The sequence below is a fragment of the Methylorubrum salsuginis genome, assembly GCF_900114375.1.
Classification (GTDB): Bacteria; Pseudomonadota; Alphaproteobacteria; order Rhizobiales; family Beijerinckiaceae; genus Methylobacterium; species Methylobacterium salsuginis.
In genome coordinates this window covers 30,796-44,076 of record NZ_FOSV01000005.1, presented here as the reverse complement: position 1 = coordinate 44,076, position 13,281 = coordinate 30,796, and the positions used below count along the sequence as shown (strand labels likewise).

At 70.3% G+C, this 13,281-nt stretch carries 11 protein-coding genes; all 11 read left to right on the top strand.

Translation table 11 applies throughout. From position 1 onward, the window contains the following. Positions 1–45 precede the first annotated feature (45 nt). The 11 genes from BM140_RS08195 (at position 46) to BM140_RS08145 (ending at position 13,124) form a co-directional block, all read left to right on the top strand. Positions 46–2,766: a valine--tRNA ligase gene (locus tag BM140_RS08195; protein ID WP_091943919.1), complete on the top strand. Its 2,721-nt coding sequence runs from the start codon at positions 46–48 to the stop codon at positions 2,764–2,766. Next, positions 2,763–3,494, top strand: a complete 732-nt coding sequence (locus tag BM140_RS08190) for a DUF2459 domain-containing protein (protein WP_091943916.1) — start codon at positions 2,763–2,765, stop codon at positions 3,492–3,494. Before BM140_RS08195 ends, BM140_RS08190 begins: the two co-directional genes overlap by 4 nt. 122 nt (positions 3,495–3,616) lie before the next feature. After that, on the top strand, positions 3,617–5,128 hold the full coding sequence (locus BM140_RS08185) for a Do family serine endopeptidase (protein ID WP_091943912.1): 1,512 nt from the start codon (positions 3,617–3,619) through the stop codon (positions 5,126–5,128). 261 nt (positions 5,129–5,389) lie between these two features. After that, a complete protein-coding gene (locus BM140_RS08180) occupies positions 5,390–6,400 on the top strand; it encodes an OmpA family protein (protein WP_091943909.1) in 1,011 nt (336 codons plus the stop codon). A gap of 26 nt (positions 6,401–6,426) precedes the next feature. Further along, entirely contained in the window at positions 6,427–7,701 is a 1,275-nt protein-coding gene (locus BM140_RS08175) for a hypothetical protein (protein WP_091943906.1), read from the top strand. 17 nt (positions 7,702–7,718) lie between these two features. Further along, entirely contained in the window at positions 7,719–8,963 is a 1,245-nt protein-coding gene (locus BM140_RS08170) for a hypothetical protein (RefSeq protein WP_091943903.1), read from the top strand. Between the two features lie 67 nt (positions 8,964–9,030). After that, positions 9,031–9,579: a hypothetical protein gene (locus tag BM140_RS25795; RefSeq protein ID WP_091943900.1), complete on the top strand. Its 549-nt coding sequence runs from the start codon at positions 9,031–9,033 to the stop codon at positions 9,577–9,579. A gap of 93 nt (positions 9,580–9,672) precedes the next feature. Next, positions 9,673–10,569 (top strand): aldo/keto reductase, encoded by an 897-nt coding sequence (locus BM140_RS08160; protein ID WP_091943897.1) that lies wholly within the window; start codon positions 9,673–9,675, stop codon positions 10,567–10,569. Positions 10,570–10,690: 121 nt separating this feature from the next. After that, positions 10,691–11,128 (top strand): hypothetical protein, encoded by a 438-nt coding sequence (locus BM140_RS08155; RefSeq protein ID WP_091943894.1) that lies wholly within the window; start codon positions 10,691–10,693, stop codon positions 11,126–11,128. Positions 11,129–11,208: 80 nt separating this feature from the next. Then, positions 11,209–12,288: a tartrate dehydrogenase gene (locus BM140_RS08150; RefSeq protein ID WP_091943891.1), complete on the top strand. Its 1,080-nt coding sequence runs from the start codon at positions 11,209–11,211 to the stop codon at positions 12,286–12,288. 11 nt (positions 12,289–12,299) lie between these two features. Further along, positions 12,300–13,124 carry a 3-oxoadipate:acetyl-CoA acetyltransferase gene (locus BM140_RS08145; RefSeq protein WP_091943889.1) on the top strand — a complete coding sequence of 275 codons (825 nt, stop codon included), beginning with the start codon at positions 12,300–12,302 and terminating at the stop codon, positions 13,122–13,124. Positions 13,125–13,281: the final 157 nt, after the last annotated feature.

Genomic DNA, 13,281 nt, shown 5'->3' with positions numbered 1-13,281 from the left:
TAGCGGCGGCAGCTTTTTTCCGCCGCCGAAACGCCCGCTCCGCCCATGATGGACAAGACCTTCGATCCCGCCGCCGTCGAGGCGCGCGTCTCCGCGGCCTGGGAACAGGCGGATGCCTTCCGCGCCGGTCGCCCCGAGCGCGCGGGCGCCGAGCCCTATTGCATCATGATCCCGCCGCCGAACGTGACGGGCTCGCTGCATATGGGCCACGCCCTGAACAACACGATCCAGGACATCCTGGCCCGGTTCGAGCGGATGCGCGGGCGCGACGTGCTGTGGCAGCCCGGCATGGACCATGCCGGCATCGCCACGCAGATGGTGGTCGAGCGCAAGCTCGCCGAAACGCAGCAGCCGGACCGCCGGACCCTCGGCCGCGAGGAATTCCTGCGCCGGGTCTGGGCCTGGAAGGAGGAATCCGGCGGGACCATCATCGGCCAGCTCAAGCGGCTCGGCGCCTCCTGCGACTGGTCGCGCGAGCGCTTCACCATGGACGAGGGCCTGTCGCGTGCCGTCCTCAAGACCTTCGTGGATCTCCACGCGAAAGGCTTGATCTACCGCGACAAGCGCCTCGTGAACTGGGATCCGAAGTTCCAGACCGCGATCTCCGACCTCGAAGTGCAGCAGATCGAGACCAAGGGACATCTCTGGCACTTCGACTATCCGGTCGTGGACGATTCCGGCGCCGAGACCGGCGACATCATTACCGTTGCGACCACGCGGCCCGAGACCATGCTCGGCGACACGGCGGTCGCGGTCCACCCCGACGACGAGCGCTATACCGCGTTGGTCGGGAAACGCGTGCGCCTGCCGCTCGTCGGCCGCCTGATCCCCATCGTCGCCGACAGCTATTCCGACCCGGAGAAGGGCACGGGCGCGGTCAAGATCACCCCGGCCCACGACTTCAACGACTTCGAGGTCGGCCGCCGCGCCGGCGTCGCCGCCATCAACATCCTTGACGCGGAAGCCCGCATCCAGATCGCCGGCAACGCCGCCTTCCTCGACGGCGCCGAGCCCGAGGAGGCCGCGATGGCGCTCGACGGCCTGGAGCGGGAGAAGGCGCGCAAGCAGGTCGTCGCCCTGATGGAGGAGCGCGGGCGCCTGCGCGCGGTCGAGCCCAACACCCATGCGGTGCCGCACGGCGACCGTTCCGGCGTCGTGATCGAGCCCTATCTGACCGACCAGTGGTACGTGAACGTCAAGCCGCTGGCCGAGCGGGCGCTCCAGGCCGTGCGCGACGGGCAGACCCGCTTCGTCCCGGACAACTACGAAAAAACCTTCTTCCAGTGGCTGGAGAACATCGAGCCGTGGTGCATCTCGCGCCAGCTCTGGTGGGGCCATCAGATCCCGGTCTGGTACGACGACCAGGGCAACTGGTTCGTCGCCGGCAGCGAGGCGGAGGCGCTCGAGCAGGCGCAGGCCAAGCACGGGCGCCCGGTCGCGCTGACCCGCGACCCCGACGTGCTCGACACGTGGTTCTCCTCGGCGCTGTGGCCGTTCTCGACGCTCGGCTGGCCCGATTCCACGCCGGAACTCGCCCGGTTCTACCCGACCAACACCCTGGTGACCGGCAAGGACATCATCTTCTTCTGGGTCGCCCGGATGATGATGATGGGCCTCCAGCTCACCGACCGCGCGCCCTTCGACACCGTCTACCTGCACACCCTCGTCCGCGACGAGAAGGGTGCCAAGATGTCGAAGTCGAAGGGCAACGTCGTCGATCCGGTCGATCTGATCGACCGCTTCGGCGCCGACGCGCTCCGCTTCACCCTCGCCGCGCTCGCAGCACCCGGCCGCGACATCAAGCTCGGGCCGCAGCGGGTTGAGAGCTATCGCAACTTCGCGACGAAGCTCTGGAACGCCGCGCGCTTCGCCGAGCTGAACGGCTGCGCCCTGAAGGCCGATTTCCGCCCCGAGAACGTCAAGGAGACGCTGAACCGCTGGGCGCTGACCGAGGCTGCCAAGGCCGTCGCCGAGGTGGCCCAGGGCATCACGGTCTACCGCTTCAACGATGCGGCGGCGGCCGCCTACCGCTTCGTCTGGAACGTCTTTTGTGATTGGTACCTCGAACTCGCCAAGCCCGTCTTGCAGGGCGAGGGTGTCGATCCGGCCGCGCGGGCGGAGACGCAAGGAACCGTCGCCTTCCTGATCGACCAGATCGCCAAGCTGCTGCACCCGTTCATGCCCTTCCTCACGGAGGAGCTGTGGGCGATCAAGGGCGAGGCTTTGCCCGAGACCCGCGGCCTGCTGGCGCTGGAATCCTGGCCCGACCTGTCGGCCTATGCCGATGCGGAGGCCGAGGCCGAGATCGGCTGGCTGGTCGATCTCATCTCCGAAGTGCGCTCGGCCCGCTCCGAGACCAACGTGCCCGCCGGCGCGCAGGTCCCGCTGGTGATGGTCGCGGCCGACGCCACCGTGCGCAGCCGCCTCGACCGCTGGAGCGAGACCCTGGTGCGCCTCGCCCGCCTCTCCGAGATTGGACATGCGGATTCCGCGCCGAAGAATTCGGTGCAGCTCCTCGTGCGCGGCAGTGTCGCCGCCCTGCCGCTGGAGGGCATCGTCGATCTCGCGGCCGAGGTCGCGCGCCTCCGGAAGGAGGGCGGCAAGGCCAAGTCCGAGATCGCCAAGCTCGACGGCAAGCTCAACAACGCCGACTTCATCGCCCGCGCGCCCGAAGAGGTGGTGGACGAGCAGCGCGAGCGCCGCGACGCCGAGGCTGCGCGGCTGGCCAAGATCGAGGAAGCGCTCGCCCGCCTCACCGACGCGTGAGGCGGCTCGGCCGCGCACTGGTCCTTCTCCTTGCGGGGCTCCTCGTCGCGCTCGTCGCCCTGGTGGGGGTGAGCGCGGCGTGGACGGCGCGGCCCGGCGACCCGGCGCTCTACCCGACGAGCGAGCCGGACGCCGAAACGGTGCTTCTGGTCAGCCACGGCTGGCATTCGGGGATCGTGCTTCGGCGCGAGAGCGTGACGGGGGAGGGGGCGGGCGCGGGCTTGCGCAGCATCGCCACCCGCTTCCGCGATTTTCCGGAGCTGGAATTCGGCTGGGGCGAGGCCCGGTTCTACCGTGCCACGCCGACGCTCGCGGCCTTCGACTGGCGCCTTGCGCTCAGCGCCCTGTTCACCCCGGGCGGCAGCGACGGGGTGATCCAAGTGGTCGGCCTGGAACGTCCGGCCCGCGATTCCTTCCCCAGCGCCGACATCGTCCCGGTCCGCATCTCCCGCGCCGGCCTCGCGCGACTCCTCGCCCGCCTGGAGGTGAGCTTCAAACTCGCGGACAACCAGCCGGTCGATCTCGGCCCCGGCCTCTACGGGCCGAGCCTGTTCTACGAGGCGGAAGGCCGGTTCTCTTACAGCAACGTCTGCAATCACTGGGCCGCGAGCCTGCTCGACGCGGCGGGCGTACCGACGACGCCTGTGCTCGACACGCACCCGCTCGGGCTGCTGGCGGACCTGCGCTGGCGAGCCGGCGCCGCGCCGCTGGCGCGCCTCGCGGACTGATCCACCACCTGTCCAAACCGTAACCTTCGCGCCATGCGGGGGTCAGACGGGCCTCTCTAGAAACATCGTCACGGCCCGCCGCTCCGGCGGCCGGCCAAGAGTTTTCGGAGAGAGACCGTTCCATGACCCTGACCGTTCGCCGCCGCGCCCTCGCCTCCGTCGCCGCGGCCGCCCTCGTGGCGGGGGGCGCCGCCGGCTTCGGCCTCACCCCGCCCGCGACCCCGGCCTACGCCCAGGCCCTGCCGCAGACGCCGATCACCGCGCCCCAGCACCCGCCGGGCTCGTTCGCCGACGTGGTCGACAAGGTGAAGCCGGGCGTCGTCGCCGTGAAGGTGAAGCTCAACGCCGATTCCAGCGACGATGACGACGAGACCCCCGGCAACGGCAACCTGCAGCAGGTGCCGCCGCAGCTGCGCGAGTTCTTCAAGCGCTTCGGCCAGGGTGGGCCGCAGGGCCGCAGCGCGCCGCAGCAGCGCGGCGAGCGCGGGGCGGTCGGCTCCGGCTTCATCATCTCGGCCGACGGCTACGTGGTCACCAACAACCACGTCGTCGACAAGGCCAAGTCCGTGCAGGTGACGCTCGACGACGGCCGGACCCTCGATGCCAAGGTGATCGGTAAGGATGCGAAGACCGACGTCGCGCTCCTCAAGATCAACGAGGGCGGTACCTACCCCTACGTCCAGTTCGGCAAGGGGGCCCCGCGGGTCGGCGACTGGGTGGTGGCGATCGGCAACCCGTTCGGCCTCGGCGGCACGGTGACGGCGGGCATCGTCTCGGCCCGCGGCCGCGACATCGGCGCCGGCCCCTACGACGACTTCCTGCAGATCGACGCGCCGATCAACAAGGGCAATTCCGGCGGACCGACCTTCAACGTCAATGGAGAGGTCGTGGGCGTGAACACGGCGATCGCCTCGCCGTCGGGCGGCTCGGTCGGTCTCGCCTTCGCGATCCCCGCCGAGACGGTTCAGGCGGTGGTCGATCAGCTCCGCACCGACGGCAAGGTGGTGCGCGGCTATCTCGGTGTGCAGGTCCAGCCGGTGACGAAGGACATCGCCGACGGCCTCGGCCTCGACAAGGCCAAGGGCGCGCTGGTCGATCATGCCGAGAACGGCACCCCGGCGGCCAAGGCCGGTCTGAAGTCCGGCGACGTGATCGAATCGGTCAACGGCACGCCGATCAACGACGCCAAGGAGCTCTCGCGCAAGATCGCCGGCCTGAAGCCCGGAACCCCGGTGAAGCTCGCCTACCTGCGCAACGGCAAGAACGACGTCGCCACGGTCGAACTCGGGACGCTGCCCACCGACGGCAAGGTCGCGAGCCGCAGCGACGACGACGGCGTCGGCGGCCAGCCGCGGCTGGGCCTCAGCCTCGCCCCGGCGGGCGATGTCGGGCTCGGCGGCGACGGCGTCGCGGTGATGGATGTCGATCCCTCGGGTCCGGCCGCGGCCAAGGGCATCGAGACGGGCGACGTGATCCTCGATGTCGCCGGCACCAGCGTCTCCAAGCCGTCCGACGTCCAGGCGCAGATCAAGGCGGCGCAGGCCAACGGCCGCAAGGCGGTGCTGATGCGCGTCAAGAGCGCCAAGGGCCAGACCCGCTTCGTCGCGGTCGCGCTCACCACCAAGGAAGGCTGACCCTTCGACACGGCGGGACCTGCGACGGCCCCGCCGCTCTCCTGGCATTTCCTCCTCCGACTCGATGCCCGCTCCCCGGAGCGGGCATTTTTTTTCGCCTCGTCCGATGTTGCAAAAGGGCGACAGGCACACGCCGGCCCGACTTAACCTCAAGTAAACGCCGCTCGGATCGTTGACGTAGAGTTTTGATCGCAACTATTCCCGTACCTCAGGTTGGTTCGGGGCATTTCGGTGGCGACGCAGCGGTGGAGAGGCGGGGGGATGGTGCTGGCGGCCGCTGCCGCCCTCCTCGTCGATTCCGGCGTGGCCCGCGCACAGGGCGGACCGCCGGTGCGGGTTCTGACCTGGCCCGAAACCGTCGAGATGGAGCATGAGGATCGTGTCCGCCGATTGGGTGCGTTGGCCCTGCAACGCCTCGGCAGGGCGCCGCGGATCGTGACCTATCGGATCGACCGGGCCTCGCTGCCCGCCTCGATTCCAGTCGATATTCCCGTCTCCCGCTGGGTCTTCGACCAGCGTGTCTTCTTCGACACCGATTCGGACGTTCTGCGCCCGGAAGGGCAGGCGGTGATCGAGGTCGTGGCCGAAGCCCTGCGCGGCGAGGCCGCCGACACCGCGGTGTTCGTCGCCGGTCACACCGATTCCCGCGCGGGCGACGCGTACAATTACGATCTCTCCGTCCGGCGCGCCCACAGCGTCGCCCAATCCCTCCACGCTCGTAAGGTGCGGCAGGCGCAGATCTGGGAGGTCGGCTTCGGCGAGGCGATCCCGCTTGCGCCCAATACGAGCGAAGCCGGCATGGCGCGCAACCGCCGCGTCGAGTTCCTGTTCGGGCGCAAGGCCGAGGCCGTCAGCACCTGGCTGTCGCGGCAGCGCTCCCTGGTTTGCGCCGGGGCGGACGACATGCAGCGGCAGGTCTGCCTCCAGGCCTTCGACCGGCTGCCCGGCGTCTTCGCCAACCCGGTGGCCAGAACCGAGGTCTCTCGGCCGGATCGGCCCGTCGTCGCGGTCGAGCCGCCGCCCGTCTTGCCCCGGACCGGCGTCCGGGCGTCGGTCGTGATCGAGGATCGCACCTTCGTGCCTCTGGGAACGCGCCAGACCGTCGCGCTCCCGGAGTCGTCGCCCGCCGCCATCGAGCCCGTCCCGACGCCGCGCAGTCCGGTGGAGCCGCCGCCGAAGCGGATGCCGGTCGAGGTGACGATCACCCGCAACGATCCCGTCCTGATCGACCTGCGCGAGCAGCGCGTGCTCGTCGAGACGCTCGAGCGATGAGTCCCGCTTCAAAGAGTCCCTGCTCCATGAGTCTGGCCGAGTATCAATCCCTGGATGTCTCCACCGACGGCGCCCTCGCGCGCGATCTCGGCGCACGCCTCGACGCGGAGGCCGAGCAGACGCTCCTGTCGCTCTCCGCGCCTCAAGGGGCGAGCGCCGAGTGCCCGGCGCTCCTCACCAGTGCGATGCAAACCTGGTACCAGCAGCACGTGTCCTCCGCCCGGCAATCCGCCCTCGGGGAGGTGCGGCGCGCCTTCGCCGAGGTGAAGACCTCGTCGGGCAACGAGGGCTTCCTGGTCGAGGCCGAGAAGGACCGGATCGAGCAGTCCAAGCAGGCCCACCTCGCCACCGAGCGGGCGAACTTCTTCCAGCGCAAGGAGATCATCGATCTCAACAGCGAGATCGGCCGGCTCCACACCGAGTACGAGCGCAAGCGCGCCGAGCACGGGCGCGACGCCCAGGCCTGGCGGCCGGGCTTCTACTTTCTCGGCCTGTTCCTGTTCGTGATGGCCGAATACCCCGTCAACCTCTCGGCCTTCCTCAAGATCGACTTCCTCACCCCCGCTTTCGCGACGATCAGCGTCACCCTGATCGCCTTCGGCCTCGCCTTCTCCAGCCACCTGATCGGCCAGGTGATCCGGCAGTGGAACGAGCGCTTCGGCGACAACGTGACCGGTCGGCTCAAGGCCGAGAGCCTGCGGCTGCTCGGCGTCGGCGTCATGCTGCTCGTGATCGGTGCGGCGGCGATCGTGTTCAGCCGCTCCTATCTCGTGGCCGAGGCGGTCGCCCGGTCCGAGGCGCTCGGCGAGGAGGGCGCCAGCACCGTCTCGATCTACGGGCTCGCCCTCATCATGAACGTGTTCGTCTACGCGATCGGTCTGGCCTGGGCGATCGTGTTCCACGATCCGGTCCCGAGCTTCATGGAGGAGCGCCATCGGCTGGAGGTGCTGCGCGCGCGGCTGCGCAAGCGCTACCGGACCCTGCTGGAGCCGAAGCAGCGCCAGCGCATCGAGGAGGCGCAGCGCGCCCGCGATCAGGCCGACCGCCGCGAGGCGGACCAGGCCAAGAGCCTGCCTAACCACACCCGTTATCGCGCCGGCTTCGAGGAGGTGCGCAAGCTCGATGCACGGGTGCTCGCGCTGCTCGAAAACTACCGCAGCCGCCTCCTCGTGCAGGCGCGCCAGCGCGGAATCCATACGCGCTTCGTCTACGAGGATCTGACCTCCGGCGATGTCGACACGACGCGCGAACTCGACGGGGAGGCCTACCTGCGCCAGCGCCTCCACCTCGGCTACGTCTGACCTGGGACGGCTCCTCCATGCGCCTCATCGCCCTCCCCATCCTCGCCCTTCTCGCGGCGACGGCGCCCGGCATCGCGGCCCAAGGGCTCACCGGCTACGAAGCCCTGCGCCAGGAGGCGGCCTGCCCGCGCGACAAGGAGCCGAAGCCGCTCCGCCAGACCGTGATCGTCCTCGACGAGGCGATGGTGGAGGGCAAGCCGGAGGGCAACGCCCTCTGGAAGCGCATCGTCGTCGAGGCGGCGGATGCCCGCGAGGTCGGCACCGGCACCCTGGCGCCGCGCGAGCGCCTCACCCTGCTGGTCGCCCGCCGCGACGGCAGCGAGATGACGCCGCTGTTCGTCGGTTGCTCACCCAACCTCCCGAGCGAGGAGGTCGAGCGGGCGCGCGCGGCCGACACGCAATGGGACGTCTTCACCGGAGGCGACAGCGGCGCCCGACTCAAGAAGACCCGCGAAGCCTTCTCCAACGGTCTCGCCCGAGCCCTGGCCCAGGTCGCCAAGCGCGCCGAGGCGATCGCGGCGGTCCCGGTGCAGCCCGGCAGCGTGTTGCGGGCGCTCCTGAACGGCGGTCGGCTCGCCGATCCGAACCACGGCCTGCCGCGCTTCATCGTGGTCAGTCCGTTCCAGGTCGTGCCCAAGGGTGAGGCGACGGAGACCGCCGGTGCACGGGAGAAGGGCTTCGCGCTGGCCGAGCGCAGCGGCCTCGATTTCGGCCGGGCCGAGGTCTACCTCGCGGGTGCGCAACTGGGGGAGGGGGCGAGCCTCGAATTCGCCCGCGCACTCGTCCTCGGCGCGAAGGGCGTCCTCGCCGCGGCCCGCTCCGACGGTCTGCCGCGGCTTCAGCCGGAGCCCGCCACCCTTCGGGCCTATGCCGGCTTCATCGACTACATCGACCAGCGCATCCCGCTCCAGCTCAGGCTCGCGGCGACCGCGCAGGGCGACCTCGTCAACAGCTGGATCGAGACGACCTTTTCGAAGAGCACCGCGACGCCCGTCTTCGGCAAGATGCTGTGCCGCGGCGCGACCTGCGAGGTCCGCGGCGACGGCCGCTTCGCGCAGGTCTGGTTCCTCGACCCGCAGGGCGAGCCCAGGAACCGCACGAAGCTCCCCTTCGGCGGCGCGCGCAATCTCGAACTGACCCTCAAGGGGACGACCGCCACCGGCCGGATCTCGGACCCCGGCGTCGTCTTCGGCGGATCGAACGCGGCGAAGCGCGAGGATCTGCGTTTCGAGATCGAGCGGGTCGAGGACGGACAGTTTTGACGCTTTGGAGGCGGTGAGGGTCGCGCCGCCGTCCATCGGACAAGACGGCCCGGGGGCATGTTTTACGATGTTGCGAAAGTCCTTCAAGGCAGCCGGCATCGCAGTCTGCGTGGGCGGCCTGTTGGCCGGGCCGCTCTCCGGATGCACGAGTTCGCGCCAAGCCGGATCGGCGGCGGTCGGCGCCGTCGATCCGGTCGGCGACGCGATCGGGCGCTGCGCCGCGGCCACCATCGGCGGCGCCGTGGTCGGCACCCTGATCGGCGCGGCAGCCGGGGGCGGACGGGCCGCGGGGGCGGGCGCGCTGATCGGCGGTGCCGTCGGCGGCGTCGGCTGCGCCGTCCTGACCGCCCTCGACGCGCAGGACAAGGAGCGCATCCGCAACGCGCAGATCGCCGCTGCCGCGAGCAACCAGCCGCGCTACCTCAGCTACACCGGCAACGACGGCAAGGCGCGCGCGATCACGGTTCGGCCGCAGGCGGCCGCGCCGCAGACCGCCCAGGCCGGTCGCGTGTGCCGAGCCCTCGACACCACGGCCTCCATCGGCGGCTCGGGGGCCACCGATCTGCCGACGGCTCTGGTCTGCCGCACCGACAAGGGGGAGTGGCTGCCGGCCTGATCCGGGACCTCGCCGCCCCTGTCCGGGTTGCCTCGACGACCGGATCGCGACCCGGACAGGGAAACAGGCAGGGCAAGAGGCATGAGACGCGGCATGAGACGCGGCACGACACACGGCACGACCAGCGTGACGGCCTCCGGCACCTTCGCCATCGGCGGCGACCTCACCGTGAATCGCCTCGGCTTCGGGGCGATGCGGATCACCGGCTCCGGCATCTGGGGCGACCCGCCGGATCGCGGGAAGGCGCTCGCCACGTTGCGCGCCGTACCCGGCCACGGCATCGACCTGATCGATACCGCCGACAGCTACGGCCCTTTCGTCAGCGAGGAGCTGATCCGCGAGGCGCTCCACCCCTATGACGGGCTGGTGATCGCCACGAAGGGCGGACTGACCCGGCACGGGCCGGACATCTGGCGGCCCGTGGGCAACCCGGATTACCTGCGCCAATGCGTGCTGATGAGCCTGCGGCGGCTCGGCGTCGAGCGCATCGACCTGTGGCAGCTCCACCGCATCGGCCCGGATTGCCCGCGCGAGGCCCAGTTCGCGGCCATCGCCCGGATGCGGGAGGAGGGACTGATCCGCCATGTCGGCCTCTCGGAAGTCTCCGTCGAGGAGATCGAGGCGGCCCAACGCTTCTTCCCCGTCGCGACCGTGCAGAACCGCTACAACCTCGTCGATCGCACCAGCGAGGCGGTGTTGGCCCATTGCGAGGCCGATGGCATCGGCTTCATCCCCTGGGCGCCCCTCGACAAGGGTGCGCTCGCCGGGCCGGCCTCCGCGCTCTCGACCATCGCCGGGAGCCACGGCGTCGGTGCCGGAGCGGTGGCGCTGGCATGGCTGCTCAGGCGCTCGCCGGTGATGCTGCCGATCCCCGGCACGGGCGATCCCGACCATCTCGCCCAGAACGCCGCGGGTGCCGAGGTCCGCTTGAGCGCGGACGAGTTCGAGGCCCTCGATCGGGAGGGCCGCGCCGCCTGGAACGCGCGCTGAGCCCGCTTCCCGTGCGTGTCGTTTCGCACGGCTCTTGCTTGGGCCGGGGGAACCCGCGGCGGCCCGGCATCTTCGGTTCTCGTCGCGGCCGACGTGCCGCCTGATCGAGGATGAGACCGGGATGACGATGCTGCACCGTAGCCTCCTCGGCATCCTCGTCGGGTCCGGCATCGCACTTTCGGGTGCGGCCGAGGCCCGGCCCGGCTGGGTCTCCGGCACCTGGGTCTATGCCGACCTCTGCACCATGCCGGAGGACGGGGCGCAGGCGGGGCGGCGCATCACCCTCAAGCGCTCGCCCAACGGCGACGGCCTGATCTACGAGGGCGCGGGCCTGCGGGCGCCGGTTCTCACCACGGTGACGGTGGACGACGCTACCAAGGACGTCGCCTTCCGGGTCGAGACCGAGGCCGGGCTCGTCAGCTTCCACGGCACCGCCGGGCCGGAAGCCCTGATCGGGACCCTCGACAGCGCCGCGGGCTCTCAGGCCGTGCGCCTCCGGCGCGTCCTGCGTTCGCGTCTCGAGACCTGCCCCGGCGAGACGACAGGCTCGATCAACTGACACCGCTTCGCCTCGCCCGGCATTGACGCCGGGGCCCTGCGGCGCAACTGAGGCCGAAAGGTCGCGCCGCGGAGGATGATGTGACGGACGGCAAGCGCAGCTATCGCATCGCGGTCATCCCCGGCGACGGCATCGGCAAGGAAGTCGTGCCGGAGGGCGTGCGCGTGCTGGAGCGGGTGGCCCGGCGCCACGGCTTCGAGCTGCGTCAGGACTGGTTCGATTTCGCCTCCTGCGACTATTACGAGGCCCACGGGCGGATGATGCCCGAGGACTGGAAGGCGCGGATCGGATCGCACCACGCGATCTATTTCGGCGCCGTCGGCATGCCGGACCGGGTGCCCGACCACATCTCGCTCTGGGGCTCGCTGATCCTGTTCCGGCGCGAGTTCGACCAATACGTCAACCTGCGGCCGGTGCGGCTGATGCCGGGCGTGAAGAGCCCGCTCGCCGGCCGCGAGCCCGGCGACATCGATTTCTGGGTGGTCCGCGAGAACACCGAGGGCGAGTATTCCAACGCGGGCGGCCGGATGTTTCCCGGCACGGACCGCGAATTCGCCGTGCAGGAATCGATCTTCACCCGTCACGGCACGGATCGCGTCCTGCGCTTCGCCTTCGAACTTGCGCAGAGCCGGCCGAAGCGGCACCTGACCTCGGCCACGAAGTCCAACGGCATCTCGATCACCATGCCGTACTGGGACGAGCGGGTGCGGGCGGTGGCCGAGAGCTACCCGGACGTGCGCTGGGACCAATACCACATCGACATCCTGACGGCGCATTTCGTGCTGAACCCCGACCGGTTCGACGTGGTGGTGGCCTCCAACCTCTTCGGCGACATCCTGTCCGATCTGGGACCGGCCTGCACCGGCACCATCGGCATCGCGCCTTCCGGCAACATCAACCCGGAGCGCCAGTACCCTTCGGTGTTCGAGCCGGTCCACGGCTCGGCCCCCGACATCGCCGGCCAGGGGCTCGCCAACCCGATCGGCCAGATCTGGTCGGGGGCGATGATGCTGGAGCATCTCGGCGAGCGGGAGGCGGCGGCCGAGATCGTCACGGCCATCGAGCGGGTGCTCTCGGAGAAGACCCTGCGCACGCGCGATCTCGGCGGCAACGCCGACACCGCCGCCTGCGGCCGGGCCGTCGAAGAGGCCCTGGGGTAGGAGAAACGATCATGCGGCCCGTCGTCGTCACGGTGGCGATCACCGGCTCGGTCGCCTGCAAGGCCGACAACCCGACCGTGCCGATCACCCCGGCCGAGCAGATCGAATCGACCCAGGCCGCCTACGAGGCCGGCGCCGCCCTCGCCCATATCCACGTGCGCGAGGACGACGAGACCCCCTCCCACGATCCCGACCGCTTCGCCCGGGTGCAGGAGGGCATCCGCCGCCACTGCCCCGGCATGATCGTCCAATTCTCAACCAGTGGCGCGGAGCCGGATGCGGCTTTGCGCGGCGCCTGCCTCGCCCACCGGCCGGACATGGCCTCGCTCACCACCGGCTCGACCAACTTTTCGGGCGGCGTCTACCAGAACCCGGCCCCACTCTACACCGCCCTCGTCGAGCGGATGCGAACGAACGGGGTGCGGCCGGAGATCGAGATCTTCGATCTCTCGCATCTCCACAATGCCCGCCGCCTGATCGATGCCGGCCGCATCGACGCGCGCGCCCACGTTCAATTCGTGCTCGGCATCGCGGACGCCATGCCGGCCGACCCGCATTGCCTCGACCTGCTGCTGACCGAGACACGCCGTCTGCTGCCGCAGGCCAGCTGGGGCGCCTTCGGCATCGGCCGGTTCCAGCGCGAGGCGATCGGCTGGGCGCTGGCGCGCGGCGCCACCGGCATCCGAACGGGGCTTGAGGACAACATCCGCCTCTCGAAAACCGAACTCGCCGACGGCAATGCCGCGCTCGTGCGCCTCGCCGTCGAGATCTGCGCCGAACACGGCGCCCGCCCGGCAACGCCGGCCGAGGCGCGGGCCATGTTGCATCTCGCCTGAAGAATCGTCCCGCGTTCGCAATCCGGGCCGGCTCTCTCGGCTCCGATACCATGTGGCACGGAACAGGACCGATGGTCCCGTTCCGAGCGTCCGGCGGACGCCCGCCGCCCCGCCGTCGCGGGGGCCATCGGCGATGAGCAGGATCATCGCCGATGGG